The sequence below is a fragment of the Alphaproteobacteria bacterium LSUCC0719 genome, from assembly GCA_040839025.1.
Taxonomy (GTDB): Bacteria; Pseudomonadota; Alphaproteobacteria; order Puniceispirillales; family Puniceispirillaceae; genus UBA8309.
In genome coordinates this window covers 274,382-291,907 of sequence record JBFPJN010000001.1, presented here as the reverse complement: position 1 = coordinate 291,907, position 17,526 = coordinate 274,382, and the positions used below count along the sequence as shown (strand labels likewise).

Below are 17,526 nucleotides of genomic sequence, written 5' to 3'. Positions count from 1 at the left end.
CATGGCCAAAAGCCGACGCCGCGATGCGCCGACAGACAGCGAGCAAAGCACTGACGTTATCACGACCACCGCCGACCTCGAGACATTTGTAAAACGCCTGTCAGGCGCCGAATTTCTGGCTGTCGATACAGAATTCATGCGCGAACAGACCTATTATTCGCAGCTTTGTCTTGTCCAGATCAGTGACGGCACGCACGCCGCGGCCATTGACCCGCTGGCACCGGACATCGACCTTGGCGCCCTGTGGACCCTGCTCGCCGATCCGCAGACCACAAAAGTGTTCCATGCTGCGCATCAGGATCTGGAAATTTTCCTGAAGGAAATGGGTACGCTGCCGCTGCCACTGTTCGATTCGCAGATTGCCGCCATGGTGCTTGGCCACGGGGATCAGGTTGGATATGACCGCCTGGTTCGCGCCGTTCTGAACCACGATATCGACAAAAGTTCCCGTTTCACCGACTGGTCACGCCGGCCGCTCAGCCCGCGACAGGTGAAATACGCTCTCGACGATGTCATCTATCTGGCGCAGATGTATCCGATCCTGTGTGCCGAGCTTGACTCCAAGGGGCGCGCGGGATGGCTGGCCGATGAGAACGCCAAGCTGGTCGATCCGGCGACCTATCATACCGTGCCCGAGGATGCCTGGCGGCGGATCAAGGTCAGGAACATGAAGGCACCGGCGCTGCGCCGGATGATGCATCTTGCCAGCTGGCGTGAAAGCGAGGCACAGAAACGAAACCTGCCCCGCAACCGGATCCTGCGCGACGAAACAATCCTCGACCTGGCCGGAAGCAACCCGCTGAACACGGCTGAATTCGGCAAGATCCGCAACTTTCCGGGCGGTGCCAATGGCAAGCTTGTGACACCTGTTCTGGCGGTGCTTCGCGAGGTCGAGGCGATGCCTGACAGCACGCTTCCGACTCCGAAGGCGGAAGGCCGGACACCAAAGCCGCCGGCAGCCGTCATGGAGCTGTTGCGGGTGCTGTTGAAACATATCACCGACAAGGAAGGCATCGCGCCGCGCCTTGTTGCCTCGGCGGATGAGCTGGAGGCGCTTGCCATTGATGATGAAGCGCCCGTTCGCGCCCAGACAGGGTGGCGGCACGATGTGTTTGGCGCCGCCGCGCTGCGTCTGAAACATGGCAAGATCGCCCTGGCCGCCGACGGGCGACGGATCAGGGTGATCGAACTCTAGACGCTACAGGGTGCTGTTGAAGCTGCCGCCATCGATCAGGATATTCTGGCCGGTCAGATAGCCGGAATGGGCGCTGCACATCCACGCGCAGGCAAATCCGAATTCCTCGATCTCTCCCAGCCTTTTCGTCGGATTGCGGCCTTCGAAAGTGGCGCGCACATCGGCTGGCGACCGACCTTCGGCCTTGGCCGTATTGTTGATCAGCGATTCGATCCTGTCGGTGTTGAACTGGCCTGGCAACAGGCCATTGATGGTCACATTATGCTGTGCCACCTGACGCGACAGCCCGGCACAAAAGCCGGTCAACGCCGCCCGCGCTCCATTCGACAGGCCAAGCATGGGTATCGGCGATTTGACCGAACCCGAGGTGATGTTGACGATCCTGCCGAACCGCCGTTCGATCATCGGATCCACCACAGCCTTGATCAGATCAAAAGCAGCCAGCATGTTGGCATCAAACGCTTCGATCCAGGTCTCGCGAGTCCAGTCACGGAAGTCACCAGGGGGCGGTCCACCTGCATTATTGACCAGGATATCGACCTGCCCGGCAGCATCAAGAACCGCCGCCCGGCCATCGGGTGTGGTGATGTCGCTGGCCACCTCGGTTACTGAAACACCGTGCTTGGTGCGGATCCTGTCCGCCGCCGCGGCAAGGGTCTCGGCGGTGCGTGCATTCATCACCAGATTGACGCCAACCGCCGCCAGCGCGTCCGCACACCCAAAGCCAAGCCCCTTGCTCGACGCGCACACAATGGCGGTCTTTCCCGAAATTCCAAAATCCAACATCTAGTTCTCCTGTTCATCCATTCTGGTGGGAAGCGCCGATTGCCGTGAATGAACACCATCGGCAAATTCGGCCATGATCTCGCGGGCCAGCGGCAAGGTCAGATTGCGACGCTCGGCCAGCGAACGCTTGTCCATTGCCGCAGCAATTGTCTGTACTGCCAGAAAACTTCGTTCCATCCGGCCAACCATGTAATCGACGACCTCGCGGCTGACGGCAAGCTGCCTGTCGGCAAAATACTTTTCCAGAAGCCGGCACAGCAGCGCGTCATCCGGCCGCTCGAGACGCACCATGTTGAGCGCCCGCAACCGCGACAGCAGATCGGGAAGATGCCAGGCAAGGCCGGCCACCGGTTCAGGGCTGAGAATCAGCAGCGACGAGCCGTCATCGACCGTCCTGTTGAGCAAATGAAACAGGGCTTCGTCCGGCCAGCCATCACCCGGCTGCGGCGAAACCAGAACATAATGTCCGGCTGCATTTTCAGGAGACCAGTCGGCAAGTCCCGTCAGCGTCCCAGCCCCGGACTGATGCCGCCATATCGTGGCAAGATGGCTCTTGCCACTGGCAGCAGGGCCGACAAGATTTACCGCCCGGAACTGGCCCGGCCAGTCCGGCCATCGATCAATCATCGCCGCCGCCAGGCGGTTGCTGTCACCGATGATGAAATCCTCGCGTCCCTGCATGGAAAGGAACTGGAGGTCTAGGGGGAGCTGTCGCATCACTATCCGGGTCTAGAAGGGTTCAATGACGCTGTTTCCGTTATCGCGTCTTGTCAGCCGCAGGTTCCGGGTCGCCAGCGCGTTTGCTATGGCTGCATCACTGCCTACAATCTTCAGCGTTACAAGACCACTGCGCATATCTATCTTCCTGACAACATAGCTGTCGATCACCGCAAGTGACTCAAAGGCATCAATCCGGGCCGCCCAGTCGCGCAGACTGGCCACCGGTACCTCGACCGTGATTTCGCGGGATGTGCCGCCCTCGATGATATTGGCACGGTGCCAGCCTGCCTCCAGCTCGCCGAGGATATACATGCGCGCATAATCAAGCTGCAGGTCGAGATTGTCATAAACGGGGCGGTCAACCATGTTGGCCAGCACCGTGAGTTCCTCGGCCGCGGCCGTAAACAGCGTCCCATCCACCGTAAGCACCTGTTTTGACCCAACATAGTCAAGCTGGGCAATCACCAGCATGATCTGTTCAGCACCGGCCACTGTCGCGGCGCGGCGCAGCGTTGCGCCGTCGGCAGCCACAATATCCTCGGCACGCAGGCTCCGCTCATTCACAATGGTTGGCGCCAGCAGGGTGAAATCGACAAGGCCATCGGCCTTGGCGACAGCTTCGCGCCAGCCGGCAAGCCAGGCATTGTCAGCCTGCCAGGCACGCGCACCATCCGGTGCCAGCCAGACAGGCAGCACAAGTATCTTCGGGCTGACCAGCTCGGCCCATTGCAGGCCAGCCTCGCGCATGGCCGCCCGCAACCGTTGAGCCTGAAAACAATAATCCAGCTCGGCGATATAGCGACCATCAAGGCTGTTTTCATCAGCAATACGATAGAAATCGACAAACTGGTCGGGTTCATGATCCTCGATGAATGCCGCCGCCGCCACGTTGTCGCGAAGCAAACGCATGAGTACGCGCTGGAACCCAACCCGTGCCGCCTGTTGAATGCCGAGGGTCTGCGCCTCTTCGGCTGTCTGTTCGGACCGGTCGATGGCAATGCCGGTGACCCCGAATTGCGGTGCCGGACATTGTTCAAACGCATGCGCCGCGGGAATCATCGCCGCAGAAAACGCGGCAATCACCAGCCCGACTCCCAGATAGCGGGACAGGAATGACAATGAACAGAAGAATGTGACTATACGCATGATGTCGAAACGGTATGATGGCGGCTCCTGCCATTACTACACCATTAAACCTTAGGCTTGCCAGCATGTCGGACAAATCGTCGGTACAGAATTCTCTCAGCTATCGGGATGCCGGGGTCGATATTGACGCCGGTGACGCGCTTGTCCGGGATATCGCGCCAGACGCGAAACGAACCCGCAGACCGGGTGCGGATGTTGCGCTTGGCGGCTTTGGCGGCCTGTTTGATCTGCGCGCCGCCGGCTTTGAGGACCCGATCCTTGTTGCCGCCACCGATGGTGTGGGCACGAAACTGGAGCTTGCCCGGGCGATTGGACAATATCGCGGCCTTGGCATCGATCTGGTGGCGATGTGTGTCAATGACCTCATCGCGCAGGGCGCGGTGCCACTGTTCTTTCTGGATTACTTCGCCACCGGCAAGCTTGATCGGGCCATTGCCGCGGAAGTGATCGCCGGCATTGCCGACGGGTGCGTTGCCTGCGAGGCGGCCTTGATTGGCGGTGAAACGGCAGAAATGCCGGGAGTCTATCCAAGCGGCGGCTTCGACCTTGCCGGTTTTGCGGTGGGCGCGGCGGAACGCGGCACCCTGCTGTCGCGCGAAATGCCTGCAAAAGGCGATATTGCCATCGCCCTGCCCTCGTCCGGCGTCCATTCCAACGGATTTTCGCTGGTCCGCAAAGTCATCGATCTTGCCGGAGCCGACCTGGACAGCCAGATCGAAGGCATTGACGGCAGCCTGGGTGAAGCCCTGCTGACCCCGACACGAATCTATCACCATGCAGCCCGCACCGCACATTCTCAATGCCAGGTGAACGGCATCTGCCATGTCACCGGTGGTGGCCTTGTCGAGAACCCGCCAAGAATCTATGGCGATGATCTGGCGCTGAGGCTTGACTGCGCCAGATGGAGCCTGCCCCCTATCTTTGACTGGCTTGGGCGTGCCGGCGGTGTGCGGTCGGGTGAACTTGCGCGCACCTTCAATTGTGGAATCGGCATGTTGATCTTTGTATCCGCAGCGGATGCGGATGGATGCCTTGCGGCGCTGCAGGACAATGGCGAGCCGAATGCATGGATTGCCGGCGAGCTGGTGGCACGTCGCGACGACCAGCCGGTCGAATTCGTCTCGATGGATAGCTGGCCGACGATGTCATGATCCGGATCGCCATTCTGATTTCAGGCAGGGGAAGCAATATGCTTCGCCTTGCCGAGGTCGCGGCAGCAATGCAGAACGACATACAGATCGTTCTGGTGGCGGCAAACACCCCCTGCGCGGGACTGGACAGCGCCGCATCACAAAATCTGCCAATACGGCTTGTCGACCGCCGGGACTATGCCGACAAATCCGCGCATGAAGCGGCATTGGCAGACTGCATAGAGGCAGCGAACGCCGACTGGGTTGTGCTTGCCGGCTATATGGCGATTCTATCGGCCGGGTTTGTCAGCAGGTTCCCCAACAGGATTATCAATATCCATCCCTCGCTGCTTCCCGAACTGAAGGGGCTGGACACACATGCCCGCGCCCTTGCCAGCGGACAGTCCCGCCACGGGGCCAGCGTACATATCGTCACACCGCTACTGGATGACGGCCCCTTACTTCTGCAGGCCGCGCTGGCGGTTGACTATGAAGAGAGCGAGTCGCAGCTGGCGGCACGTGTGCTGACATTGGAACACGCCCTTTATCCGTTCGTGATGATGTCACTTGCCAGTGGCGTGCTGCAGATTGCCGATGGCATGCCGCAGTGGCACCAAGGCACACAGGCGCTGGCACAGACCGATGCCGGCATCGCCAGCATATTGATGCCAGCCGTCATCTGGCCCTGAGGCCGGCGGCCCCGCCCCCGGTACGAATCCACATGCCAAATCCGCATTCCAAAATCGATCTAAATATTGATTTCATCACGACGCTACGCCATAACACGTAACAGATCCGAGACATGGCGGGGGAGTGCTATCACATGAACACCGAAAATTTCGACAAGCAGGCACAGTCACATCTGAGCTTTTACAACAGCTTCATGAACGGCTCAAAAATCGTCATCGTTCTGGTTATTCTGACGCTTGTCATCATGGCCGCCACCCTTCTCTAGACTGGCGCCAATTCCATATGCAAACGGCGGCACCAAGGTGCCGCCGTTGTCGTTTCAGGCTGATCGCAAATGTCAGCCGGTGATTTCGCTGCCCGAAAAGAAAAAGGCAATCTCGGCGGCCGCGGTTTCAGGCGCGTCCGAGCCATGCACGGAGTTGGCCTCGATGGATTCCGCGAAATCCTTGCGGATCGTACCCTCGGCAGCGTCGGCAGGGTTGGTGGCGCCCATGACTTCGCGGTTCTTGGCGATGGCATTCTCGCCTTCCAGAACCTGCAGCACGACCGGACCCGATGTCATGAAGGCAACAAGGTCGTTATAGAAGGGGCGTTCCTTGTGGACGGCATAGAATGCCTGCGCTTCACCCTCGCTCAGCAGCTTGCGCTTCTGTGCGACGATGCGAAGGCCGGCGGCCTCAAAACGGGCGTTGATCTGGCCGGTAACGTTGCGACGTGTGGCATCCGGCTTGATGATTGAGAAAGTTCTTTCGAGGGCCATGGTTTTCCCTTTGACTGAATTGGTCGAAATTAAACTGGTTGAGGCAGGGATATCATGTCCCTGCACGGACGCCGCCTTAATAGGGCGAGACGGGCGCGGTTACAAGGACAAAAGCCCATTCCGAGCATTGAACAGACACTGACCCCGCGATCAGGCGCGCTGCTGCCATTTCCCGTCATCATCCTGGGCGAAATACCGCATTTCCAGCCCGGCCATGTCGCGCCATGTCTGCCATTGCGTGCGGGCCTGTTCAACCTGCGCCTCGGACCTGCCGTCGAATAGATTGAACACCCGCTCGAAGCCGTCCATGTCCTCGCGCTCGGCACCGTGCAGAAGAAACAGGAATTCGGCCCCGATCGGATTTGTCGTTCCCTCGGAGACAATCCATGCCACGGCATGCGAGGCGCCCTCGCCCGCATCAAGGCCATGCGGCAGCCAGGAATCAGGGTCTCTGGCCCACAGATCATCGTCAATCGCCTCGGCAGCGGGACGCGGGCACTGGACAAGTGCCTTGCGTCCGGCCAGACGCGATTTTTCGATCAGCATGATCAGCGCATCCGGCAAATCAGATCGGGTCAGGTGATAGAAATCAACCTGCGGCATATCGGTCGCCCCACCCCGTCACATCACGAGTCATCCGACGATATTTCGACAGACTGCCAGTCATCAACCAGCCGGCTGAGCAACCTGACACCATAGCCCGTGCCCCCCTTTGGCACGGTCTTTGTCGCTTTGTCAGACCACGCCTTGCCGGCAATATCGAGATGCGCCCAGGGGGTGTCGGTCACGAACCGTTCCAGGAAACAGGCAGCGGTGATCGACCCACCTGCAGGCCCACCGATATTTTTCATGTCGGCAATGTGGGATTTCAGCTGCTGGTGATAGGCCTTGCCAAGTGGCATCCGCCAGACAGGCTCAAGCGTTGCCTCGCCAGCGCGAGAAAGCTGGTTGGAAAGATCATCACTATTGCTGAACACACCGGCATATTCCTTGCCAAGCGCGACAATCATCGCCCCGGTCAAGGTCGCCAGATCCACCATCGCCTGTGGTTTGAACTGGGTCTGCGTGTAATGCAGTGCATCGGCCAGCACCAGCCTACCTTCGGCGTCGGTATTGATAACCTCGATTGTCTTGCCGGCCATCGAGGTTACGACATCACCCGGTCGCTGCGCATTGCCATCCGGCATGTTTTCAACAAGGCCGATCACACCTACGACATTTCGCGCGACCTTGCGCGACGCAACCGCCATCATGGTGCCGGTGACAGCGGCCGCGCCGCCCATGTCGAACTTCATATCCTCCATGCCCTTGGCTGGCTTCAGCGAGATACCGCCAGTGTCAAAAGTGACACCCTTGCCGACAAGCGCGATCGGCGCCTCGTCAGCGCCGCCACGCCAGTTCATTACAACCAGCCGGGATTCGCGCCGACTGCCCTGACCGACGCCAAGCAGGGCGCCCATGCCAAGATCTTCCATGGCCGCTTCATCAAGAACCGTCACATCAACACCGAGCTTTTCAAGCTCAAGGCATCGTGTGGCGAACTCCACCGGGAACAGCCTGTTGGGTGGCTCGAACACAAGGTTCCGGGCCATTTCAACGCCCTTCATAAGTCCCATTCTGTCACTGACAGCGGGATGCGCCTCGGCAAGCGTGTCAGACACAACGGTGATCTGGACCGACTTTTCACGCCGCGGTGATTCCGTGAAATAATCCTCAAAGTTATAGGCAGCTGACATCATGCCCATAAGCAGGTCTGCCATGACATCATCACCAAGCCCCTGATCCGGGAGATGGGCCCGCTTTGTCTCCAGCCCTTCAACGGCGGCAAAGGTCCGTCCACCGACCTCTTCTGCGGCGCTTCCCGACGCCACATCGGAACCGGTTCCAATCAACACGAATATGCCAGCCTCAAGAAACAGCGTCAGCGACTTGTTGGCCTCGCCGGTGAACTGGGCTGCGGACATGCCGGCAATCACCGCAGCCGCCACGGATTTTTCTAGTGCAGGCAACAAGGTGCCACCCTCGGCCACGAGACATATGGTCGCCTGACTGCCCTCAGGGACATTCGAAGAAAAGGAAAGATCGAGTTTGGATGCCATGATGCCTATCCTGTCTGAAATGAACCTGCGCACCGGAACCACGACCCGGCGCAGGGCGTTTGATAAAACAGCTTTGCCACACGCCTGTCAAACTGTCGTCATGACGGGCCAATGATGTCCATCCTGACAGCTGTCACAGGCGTCATAGCTTTTGCCTTTTCCTGTTTCCATATGGTAATCATGCCCGCAGACTCTCAAGGGGCCGACATGCAATTCGACCGCTACCTTTTTGCACAGATGATCCGGACAACCATTGCCGTGTCGACAACGCTTGTCGGCATCATGTGGCTGTTCCAGACAATCCGCATCCTCGAGATGGTGATCAATCGTGGTGCGCCGGTTTCAGAATTTCTGTTGATGTCGGTCACGGTCATACCGCTCTGGCTGACAATCGCGGTACCAATCGGCGGTTTCGTTGCCGTAACCTGGGTATTCCATCGCGCTGTTGCAGACCGGGAATTACTGGTGATGCAGGCCAGTGGCAGAAGCGCGCTGCAACTTGCCAGGGCCCCGATCATGCTTGGCCTTCTTCTGACATTCGTTCTGGCGATGAATTCGACAATTCTGCTGCCGACAAGTTTCGGTATCTACAAGCAGGTTCAGTTCAAGGTCCGCAGCAGCATTCCAACGGTCATGCTGCAGGACGATGTGTTCATCGATGTTGTCGATGGCATGACAATGCTGATTGGCGAAAGGTTCGATGACGGGTTGGCCCGCGACATCTTTATTCATGATGAACGCACCGAAGGAAAAGTCATCACCATGACGTCGAGCGTCGGTCGTTTCATCGAGCGTGACGGGCTTCCCGCTGTGCTGCTTCAGGATGGCGAGCGGATGGAACTTGGCAGCAATGAACAGGCCGGGGCGAAACTTCTTTTCGACACCCACACAGTGACGATTGCACCGCAAGACCGAAAGGAGGCGACCCGGATGCCAATCGACATGAACGAGGATACGATCGCCAACCTTCTGGACCCCGCCAAATCACCAAGCCCCGACTATGTCAGTCAACGCCGCGCTGAAGGGCATTACAGGATTGTATCACCGGCGTTGGCGCTGGTTCTGGTCTTGACCGCCAGTTGCGGGGTGCTTTTCGGGCAGGTCCGACGCAGCACCTGGTCGCGTCGAACTCTGATGACGTTCTGCACAGGAATGCTGTGCATCGCCGCGATTATATCTTCACGATCTCTTGTCACCGCGATCCCGGCCACCGTCCCTGTTCTCTACGCCAGCGTGATCATCCCCGGATTTGTGATGCTGACACTGCTGGGTTTGCCCTCCTTTAGCGGACCGTCACCCCAACGCAGACCAGCCACCGGGGTGATGTCATGATCAGACCAGTGGTTTCAGGCACATTATTTCGATATTTTGGCGGCAGATATCTAGCCTGGGTGGCTGCCAGCGGCATAGGCCTGACAATCATTGTATCACTGATCCAGGCAGTGGAACTCGCACGCAGAAGCAGTACCCGCCAGACAGCAGACGATATCAGCATTCTGAATCTGGTGCTGCTGAACATTCCCACCGTGATAGAAATGACGCTGCCAATCATGCTGATTATCGGTTCGATGGCCTGTTTTGAATCATGGAATCGTACCAATGAATTCGTCGTCAGCCGTGGCTTTGGAAGATCGATCTGGTCGGTACTCAGCCCGGTGGTGGTCGTCGCGTTCCTGATTGGCGTGGCGTATGTCGCAATCATCAACCCGATCGGTTCGGTGACGTCACGCCAATATGAAAGCTTGATGAATTCGATTTTCGGTAACAACGAACAGCGACTATCCGTTTCGGCCGACGGGATATGGCTTCGTGACGAGTATCCCAATGGTCGTTTTATCATTCATGGCGACATGCTGGAGGTCGATATGTCCAGCATCGTGAAACCCATGATCTATCAGTTTGACAGGGACAACAACCTGACCCTGCGGATCAGGGCAGAGACCATGCAGCTGACCGACAGCGGTTGGGTTATCGAGGAAGCACGGGCCTGGGACCGTGACGGCATTCTGTCGGATCAGGGCAGCATGTTGCTGCCAAGCAGCCTTGGCATCCTCGATCTTGGCCTGTCGAGCGAGCCACCAAACACGATCGCCGTCTACTCGCTACCCGCTTTCATCGGGTTGCTGGAACGGGCCGGACTGCCAGCTGTCGAACACCGCATTCACCTGCATAGATTGCTGGCGATGCCGCTGCTATTGCTTGGATTGGCGATGATCAGTGCCCGCGCCACCCTGACCAATCTGGTCAGAGGGCGACGTGTCAGACTGTTCACACGCGGTATGATCATTGCCGTTTCGGTGACGCTGTTCAGCCATTTCATGCAGGTGCTGGGTGAGTCGCTGCGACTTCCCGTCATTCTGGCCGCCTGGGCACCAGCGCTTGTGGTGGCTGTCATTGGCACCATCATGCTTGCCAGGATGGATGAGGCCTAACAAGGATCATGAGACAAATGCAAAGCCCTATGAGATACCTCTTTGTAAAAATCGTCGCCGCCATCCTGTTGTGGTCGGGCGTTGCCGCTGCGCAAATAGGCATTGTGGCAACAGTGAATGAACATCCCATCACCAACTATGATGTCGAGCAGCGTGCCCGGTTTCTGGAATTCGCCACCAACATCAAGATCACTGATGACAATCGTGACAGGCTGTATGAAGACGCCCTGCAACTGATCATCGATGACAAGCTGCGTATGGCCGAAGCGAAATCCATGATCCCGGATGTGGAATCCGCCGTCCTGCCGGAAGCGCGCAAATTCATGAATCAGAATTTCGGGGATACCAGCAGATCAGGTGCAATCGTCCTGCGTGAAGCAGGGATCGACCCGATGACAGTGCAGCAGAAATATACCGCCGATCTGGCGTGGTCGAACTACATCACCGGGCGGTTTCAGGGGAAATTCTCAAACATCGAAACGATGATTGATGACGAGCTTGAACGCTTGAAACTCAACGCGGCAAAACCACAAATCCAGCTTGGCGAAATCGTGCTGGCCCCGGGACCAGCGCGGAACCTGGCACAAACCGAAGCACTGGCACTGGAAATTGTAGCTGCGGTGCGAAAGGGGGCCAGTTTCGCCGAGATTGCACGCCAATATTCGGCCTCGGGAAGTGCATCGCGCGGCGGCAATATTGGCTGGGTGATTGTAGAAAAACTGCCGAAAACATTCCGTGAAAACTTGCGCGATGTCCAGACCGGCACTGTTACCGACCCGCTTCTGCTTGATGGGGCGGTCTATATCTTCAGACATATGGGCGAGCGCAAGAATGGACTGATTGACAGCTCGCAATCGCTTGTGTGGCTGGCCCGTGCGATTCTGCCGGTGGCGAGCAATGCAGCCGAGGCTGATCGTCTGGAAGCCGCGGCCAAGGTTTCACGCGATACCGCAACCATCACCGACTGCGATGCCATGGAGGCTCTCAACACCGAATATGGAAGTGGTGCCTTTGCCCGCCTCGATGAAATGCTGGTCGCCGACATGGCACCACAAATGCAACAGCTGATCGGCTCGCTTGAACAGGGCAAACCGTCAGAGCCGCTCGCCTTTGCCGAGGGTGTTGCCTCGCTGATGATCTGTCAGTTGAAAACCCCGAAACTGCAACTGCCGGGACGGGATGAAATCAGACAGACCTTTGTTGACCGGATCTTTGGCAGCCTCAGTGAACGCCAGGCGTTGAAATTGCGTCGCACGGCGGTGATAGAGCGTCGCGGCGAGTGATGGCAAACGCCACCACATCAGCATTGACAACGTCCGGCCCGCACGCGCCGGTTATCGTGACCCCTGGCGATCCTGCCGGGATTGGTGCCGAAATCGCATTGAAGGCACATGCAGCCGGCGAGCGTGGCTTTGCCATCATGGAAGACCCGCAGCGCCTCGACGATCTTGCCGCCGGATTGGGACTGTCCGTCCGAACCCGTGTCATCGACGATATGACCAATGTTGCGCCAGATGATGATCATCTTCCTGTTCTGCCGCTGACATGGATACACCCACCGCGCCCCGGTGTGGCAGATCCGCGAAACGCGCCGGTGATCATTGACAGCATTCGCAAAGCAGCCGCCCTGGCCCGCAATGGCAACGCTGCAGCGATGGTCACCAACCCGATCAACAAGGCCGTTCTTCAACAGGCCGGATTCGCACATCCGGGTCATACCGAATTTCTGGCGACATTGTCGGCACCGCGCGACGGCGCGCCTGTGATGATGCTGGCCTGCGCAGAACTGCGCGTCGTGCCGGTAACAATCCACATCGCGGTGCGCGAGGTTCCCGACACCCTGACAACCGACGATATCTTTGCCAAAGGGATGTTGCTTGCCGAATCCCTGCGGCTGGATTTTGCCTGTCCGGACCCCCGTATCGCCGTGTGCGGGCTCAACCCCCACGCTGGCGAGCAGGGGCAGTTCGGCCATGAGGATGAGGAGGTGATCGCACCAGCTGTCACGCGGCTTCAGGCAGCCGGGATCAGGGCATTCGGGCCTGTGTCGGCTGATACATTGTTCCACCCGCGGGCCCGTGCGAGCTATGACGGTGTTCTTGGCATGTATCATGACCAGGTTCTGATCCCGATCAAGACGATTGATTTTGACGGCGGTGTGAATGTTACGCTTGGACTTGATTTCATCCGCACCTCGCCGGATCACGGCACCGCCTTTGACATTGCCGGCACCGGCACCGCGCATGCTGACAGCCTGATCGCCGCCATTCGCATGGCAAGATCGATGGCCGGAAATCGTCATGTCGCCAGCTGAAACAGGTTTCGACAACACCCCTATCGAGGCCTTGCCATCGCTGAAACAGCTTGTTGGCGAGCTGGATATGCGGGCGCGAAAATCGCTTGGTCAGAATTTCCTGTTCGACCTGAACCTGACCCGGCGCATTGCACGCAGTGCCGGTGGACTGAACGGCACCACCATCGAGGTTGGACCGGGACCGGGCGGACTGACACGCGCATTGCTACTTGAAGGCGCGCAGAAGGTCGTCGCCATTGAGAAGGATTTTCGCGCCAGCACCGTGCTTGCCTCGCTTCTGTCTGCGGCCGGCGATCGTCTTGATCTCGTCGAAGCTGACGCGCTGAAGACGCCGCTGTGGGAAATCGGGGATGCACCGCGCCGGATCGTTGCCAACCTGCCCTACAACATTGCAACAACATTGCTGATTCAGTGGCTTGGCCACGCGATAGCCTTTGAGTCCCTGACCCTGATGTTTCAGAAGGAGGTTGCCGAGAGAATCACCGCGCAACCAGGCGACAGCGCGTTCGGGCGCCTCAGCATTCTGACTGGCTGGATAGCTGACGCCACCATTCTGTTCGACATTCCGCCAGATGCCTTTGTGCCGGCACCAAAGGTAACATCATCTGTGGTGCATATCAGACCACTGGCGGCACCACGTCATGAATGCGACAGGGCGGCGCTGGAACATGTAACGCGGCTTGCCTTTGGCCAGCGCCGCAAAATGCTGCGTGCATCCTTGAAACCGATTGGCGGCGAGGCGCTGCTGAACCGTGCTGGCATCGATCCGCAGGGGCGGCCACAGGATCTCGACATTGCCGCCTTCTGCCGTCTGGCGCGAGAGGTTGAGCTACCAGCGCAGGGTCAGTCACCTTCAGCCTGAAGTGTGCGTACGAACGCCGTCATGCCGGTCTGCCGGTCACGCCGCAGCCGTTCTGCCGCCAGAATGGCGCGTACGGACCTGACCGACTCCTCCAGATCGTCATTCACGACGATATAGTCATATTCGCGGTAATGGCTGATTTCATCGGACGCCTTGGCCATGCGGGACGCGACGACTTCCACGCTGTCCGCAGCCCGCGCCTCGAGCCGGGCCTGCAATGCCGCCCGGGATGGCGGCAGAATGAAAACCGACACCAGATCGTCAGCCGCCGCATTGGCAACCTGCTGGGTGCCCTGCCAGTCAATGTCGAACAGAACGTCTCCCCCGACATCCAGAACCGCCATCACATCCGCCTTCGGGGTGCCATAGGAGTTACCGAACACCGTCGCATATTCCAGAAAGGAATCCGACGCGATCATCTCGTCAAACCGCGCCTGATCAACAAAATGATAGTCTCGACCATCGACCTCGTTTGGGCGCGCAGGCCTTGTTGTCGCCGAAACAGAGAGTGTCAGATTCGCATCTTCAGCCAATAGCTGGCGCGCAATTGAGGTCTTTCCCGCCCCGGAGGGGGAGGACAGTACCAGCATAAGTCCCCGGCGGCCGGCCGCAGCGCCTGTCTGCGTAGTTCCCGTCATGACAAATCCCTTTTTCCTGACCGCTCGTTCAATCGTCTCGAAGACCAGCTTTTCGTTGTGCTTCGCGGAATAATCTTACATTCCGGTTATGTTCGTCCAGCGTCCTTGCAAATCTCAACCCACCCTTGCCGTCAGACACGAAATAGAGATTCCTGGTTTGCGCCGGCGCCAGCGCGGCATTGATCGATTCAAGGCTTGGATTGCAGATCGGCGTCTTTGGCAACCCCTTGATGACATAGGTATTCCATTCTGTCCTGCGTTTCAGATCAGACTTGCGGATAGGACGATTGGCCCCGGTTTCGACGCCATAGAGAACCGTCGGATCGGATTGTAGCCGCATGCCGCGTTTCAGCCTGTTGACAAAGACACCGGCCACTTCCAGCCTTTCAGCGCTGTCAGCGGTTTCAAGCTCGATGATGGAGGCAAGGATCAGCGCATCACGAGGCGACTCGTATGGCAGATCCGGCGACCGGTCAATCCAGGCTTCGGCAAGCGCCAGTTCCCGCTTTTCCTGCATCCGTGCCAGCATTGCATCGCGGCTTGTGCCACGGGTGTAGAAATAGGTTTCGGGCAGCAAACTACCCTCTTCCATCGGCACTGTGATCTCACCGGAAAAATTCTCGTTTTCACGAAGCACAGAGGCAATATCGGCCGATGTCATGCCTTCGATAACGGTAAAGCGCCGCTGATAGCTGCGGCCGGCATGGATAATGTCCATGATAACGGCCAGACTGGCCCGTGGCGGAATTTCGAACTCGCCCTCTTTCGGCACAAAGGACGTTCCCGCCATGATACGGGCGGCGTCATAATGATAGAGGTCACGAATCACGCCGCCACGCTTCAGCGCCCACCGGATGGTGGCATGACCGTCACCGGGCGATATCTGGATCAGTACACTGTCCTGATGCGGGCCGTCAGCCTGGACAATCATCCTGTCGACCACAAACCAGCCACCTGCCACAAGGGCGGTCAGGAGGCCGAGCAGCCCCACCGTCCGGATCATCAGCCGGGCGGCGGATCGAAGCATCAGGTGACCTGGCCGATAATCAGCGATGCGTTGGTGCCACCAAACCCAAAGGAGTTTGACATGGCGTTGCGAACATCGCGCTTGCGCGACTTCAGCGGCACAAGGTCGAAATCCGCCACCGCATCCTCGGGATCCTCGAGGTTCAGGGTCGGCGGCACTTCACCAGTCTGCACGGCCTTGACCGAATAGATGGCCTCAATCGCGCCCGCCGCGCCAAGTAGATGGCCTGTTGCGCTCTTTGTCGAGGACATCGAGACGGATCCGACGGCATCGCCAAGAAGACGGCGAACAGCGCCAGCCTCGATCAGGTCGCCGAGCGGCGTCGATGTACCATGTGCGTTGACATAGTCGATATCGGTCGGCGCAAGGCCGGCCCGCTTCAATGCCGCCTGCATGGCGCGGAACCCCCCGTCACCATCCTCTGCCGGCGCGGTGATATGATAGGCATCACCCGACATGCCATAGCCCTTGACCTCGGCATAGATTGTCGCGCCACGCGCCTTTGCATGCTCAAGCTCTTCAAGGACGACAATGCCGGCCCCCTCGCCCATGACAAAGCCGTCGCGGCCCTTGTCCCAGGGCCGAGACCCTTTTTCAGGCTGGTCATTATAGCTGGTGGACAACGCCCTGGCGGCGGCAAACCCGGCCATGCCGATCCGGCACACTGCTGCCTCGGCCCCGCCGGCGACCATCACATCGGCATCATCAAGCGCGACCATGCGCGCCGCATCGCCAATGGCGTGCGCACCGGTCGAACAGGCCGTAACCACAGCATGGTTCGGGCCGCGAAACCCATATTTGATCGACACATGACCTGACACCAGATTGATCAGCGCCGAAGGAATGAAAAACGGACTGATCTTGCGGGTGCCGCGCTCGCTCATCAGCTGGTCGGTCTTCACAATTGTCTCAAGACCACCAATACCGGATCCGATCATGACGCCGGTACGATTCTGTGATTCGCGGTCCTCTGGCTTCCAGCCGGAATCTTCTACGGCAAGCTGCGCTGCGACCACACCAAGCTGGATGAACCTGTCCTGGCGGCGCTGTTCGCGGGGATCGATGAAATCGTCAAGGTTCAGGCCGCCATCTTCGTCCGCACCAGGCACCTGGCCGGCAATCTGACAGGAAATATCGTCAACATCGAACCGGGTGATACGGGATATACCGCTTTTCCCGGCCAGAATCTGCGACCAATTACGATCAACCCCGACACCTAGCGGGGTGACCATTCCAAGACCGGTGACAACTACGCGTCGCACGTTTCTCTCCTGATCTGGAAAAACATAGCTCTAAAATACGCCAGCCCCCGGGCGACGTCTACCTGCAAGGCAGAAAACCGGGGGCTGAAAACGTGTCATTTGCCTGTTTAGGCGGCGCTCTCTTCCAGGAAGGACACGGCGTCCTTCACGGTCAGAATGCGCTCGGCAGCGTCGTCCGGGATTTCAACACCGAACTCCTCTTCGAATGCCATGACCAGCTCGACAGTGTCGAGGCTGTCAGCACCAAGATCATCGATGAAGCTTGCGCCATCGACAACCTTGTCGGCGTCAACGCCAAGATGTTCTACCACGATGTTCCGCACACGATCTGAAATATCGCTCATTAATGCCCCCTTAAAGAGAAGGTTGAAGCAGCCCCGAGCAAACCCTCAGAGCGTCAAAGTTGGCGGCAGATAACACAGTTTTTTCGGCTACGCCACCCTAAAGAGTCACACCCCGACAGTC

Annotated in this window: 19 protein-coding genes; 9 read left to right on the top strand and 10 right to left on the bottom strand. The window is 58.5% G+C overall.

The features are described from left to right. Position 1: 1 nt before the first annotated feature. Complete coding sequence (gene rnd, locus AB3X55_01395; protein MEX0502233.1) at positions 2-1,195, top strand: ribonuclease D; 1,194 nt, start codon at positions 2-4, stop codon at positions 1,193-1,195. A gap of 3 nt (positions 1,196-1,198) precedes the next feature. Here rnd and AB3X55_01390 read toward each other — a convergent pair whose 3' ends face one another. From AB3X55_01390 to AB3X55_01380, 3 genes are read right to left on the bottom strand one after another with little or no spacing between them, the layout of a single operon-like run. Then, a complete protein-coding gene (locus AB3X55_01390) occupies positions 1,199-1,978 on the bottom strand; it encodes an SDR family oxidoreductase (GenBank protein MEX0502232.1) in 780 nt (259 codons plus the stop codon). A gap of 3 nt (positions 1,979-1,981) precedes the next feature. Continuing rightward, positions 1,982-2,698, bottom strand: coding sequence for a hypothetical protein (locus AB3X55_01385; protein MEX0502231.1), 717 nt, complete (start codon positions 2,696-2,698; stop codon positions 1,982-1,984). Between the two features lie 12 nt (positions 2,699-2,710). Further along, a complete protein-coding gene (locus AB3X55_01380) occupies positions 2,711-3,847 on the bottom strand; it encodes a hypothetical protein (protein ID MEX0502230.1) in 1,137 nt (378 codons plus the stop codon). A gap of 65 nt (positions 3,848-3,912) precedes the next feature. On the opposite strand from AB3X55_01380, the gene purM reads away from it, so the two are divergent. The 3 genes from purM (at position 3,913) to AB3X55_01365 (ending at position 5,932) form a co-directional block, all read left to right on the top strand. Then, on the top strand, positions 3,913-4,998 hold the full coding sequence (purM, locus tag AB3X55_01375) for a phosphoribosylformylglycinamidine cyclo-ligase (GenBank protein ID MEX0502229.1): 1,086 nt from the start codon (positions 3,913-3,915) through the stop codon (positions 4,996-4,998). Continuing rightward, positions 4,995-5,666, top strand: a complete 672-nt coding sequence (purN, locus tag AB3X55_01370) for a phosphoribosylglycinamide formyltransferase (GenBank protein ID MEX0502228.1) — start codon at positions 4,995-4,997, stop codon at positions 5,664-5,666. Before purM ends, purN begins: the two co-directional genes overlap by 4 nt. A gap of 134 nt (positions 5,667-5,800) precedes the next feature. After that, positions 5,801-5,932 carry a hypothetical protein gene (locus AB3X55_01365; GenBank protein MEX0502227.1) on the top strand — a complete coding sequence of 44 codons (132 nt, stop codon included), beginning with the start codon at positions 5,801-5,803 and terminating at the stop codon, positions 5,930-5,932. Positions 5,933-6,004: 72 nt separating this feature from the next. On the opposite strand, the gene ndk is transcribed toward AB3X55_01365, so the two are convergent. The 3 genes from ndk to AB3X55_01350 form a co-directional block, all read right to left on the bottom strand. Beyond that, positions 6,005-6,427, bottom strand: a complete 423-nt coding sequence (ndk, locus tag AB3X55_01360) for a nucleoside-diphosphate kinase (protein MEX0502226.1) — start codon at positions 6,425-6,427, stop codon at positions 6,005-6,007. 150 nt (positions 6,428-6,577) lie between these two features. Beyond that, positions 6,578-7,030: a DNA polymerase III subunit chi gene (locus AB3X55_01355; GenBank protein ID MEX0502225.1), complete on the bottom strand. Its 453-nt coding sequence runs from the start codon at positions 7,028-7,030 to the stop codon at positions 6,578-6,580. A 23-nt stretch (positions 7,031-7,053) separates the two neighbouring features. Then, entirely contained in the window at positions 7,054-8,526 is a 1,473-nt protein-coding gene (locus AB3X55_01350; GenBank protein ID MEX0502224.1) for a leucyl aminopeptidase, read from the bottom strand. A 111-nt stretch (positions 8,527-8,637) separates the two neighbouring features. Here AB3X55_01350 and AB3X55_01345 point away from each other — a divergent pair, with 111 nt between their 5' ends. Genes AB3X55_01345 through rsmA form a run of 5 tightly spaced genes read left to right on the top strand, consistent with a single transcriptional unit; the run spans position 8,638 to position 14,134 of the window. Beyond that, positions 8,638-9,858: an LptF/LptG family permease gene (locus tag AB3X55_01345; GenBank protein ID MEX0502223.1), complete on the top strand. Its 1,221-nt coding sequence runs from the start codon at positions 8,638-8,640 to the stop codon at positions 9,856-9,858. Then, positions 9,855-10,958: an LptF/LptG family permease gene (locus AB3X55_01340; GenBank protein ID MEX0502222.1), complete on the top strand. Its 1,104-nt coding sequence runs from the start codon at positions 9,855-9,857 to the stop codon at positions 10,956-10,958. Before AB3X55_01345 ends, AB3X55_01340 begins: the two co-directional genes overlap by 4 nt. A 29-nt stretch (positions 10,959-10,987) precedes the next feature. Then, a complete protein-coding gene (locus AB3X55_01335) occupies positions 10,988-12,241 on the top strand; it encodes a peptidylprolyl isomerase (protein MEX0502221.1) in 1,254 nt (417 codons plus the stop codon). Further along, on the top strand, positions 12,241-13,272 hold the full coding sequence (gene pdxA / locus AB3X55_01330; protein ID MEX0502220.1) for a 4-hydroxythreonine-4-phosphate dehydrogenase PdxA: 1,032 nt from the start codon (positions 12,241-12,243) through the stop codon (positions 13,270-13,272). The genes AB3X55_01335 and pdxA overlap by 1 nt, the downstream gene beginning before the upstream one ends. Next, entirely contained in the window at positions 13,259-14,134 is an 876-nt protein-coding gene (rsmA, locus tag AB3X55_01325; protein ID MEX0502219.1) for a 16S rRNA (adenine(1518)-N(6)/adenine(1519)-N(6))-dimethyltransferase RsmA, read from the top strand. Before pdxA ends, rsmA begins: the two co-directional genes overlap by 14 nt. On the opposite strand, the gene gmk is transcribed toward rsmA, so the two are convergent. The 4 genes from gmk to AB3X55_01305 all read right to left on the bottom strand — a co-directional run bounded on the left by gmk (position 14,116) and on the right by AB3X55_01305 (position 17,405). Then, positions 14,116-14,772 (bottom strand): guanylate kinase, encoded by a 657-nt coding sequence (gene gmk / locus AB3X55_01320; protein MEX0502218.1) that lies wholly within the window; start codon positions 14,770-14,772, stop codon positions 14,116-14,118. The genes rsmA and gmk overlap by 19 nt on opposite strands. Before the next feature lie 28 nt (positions 14,773-14,800). Continuing rightward, the gene (gene mltG, locus AB3X55_01315) at positions 14,801-15,799 is read right to left on the bottom strand and encodes an endolytic transglycosylase MltG (protein MEX0502217.1); all 999 of its coding nucleotides are present in this window, start codon (positions 15,797-15,799) and stop codon (positions 14,801-14,803) included. Next, positions 15,799-17,061: a beta-ketoacyl-ACP synthase II gene (gene fabF, locus AB3X55_01310; GenBank protein ID MEX0502216.1), complete on the bottom strand. Its 1,263-nt coding sequence runs from the start codon at positions 17,059-17,061 to the stop codon at positions 15,799-15,801. Before fabF ends, mltG begins: the two co-directional genes overlap by 1 nt. Before the next feature lie 107 nt (positions 17,062-17,168). Next, positions 17,169-17,405: an acyl carrier protein gene (locus tag AB3X55_01305; protein MEX0502215.1), complete on the bottom strand. Its 237-nt coding sequence runs from the start codon at positions 17,403-17,405 to the stop codon at positions 17,169-17,171. Between the last annotated feature and the right edge of the window lie 121 nt (positions 17,406-17,526).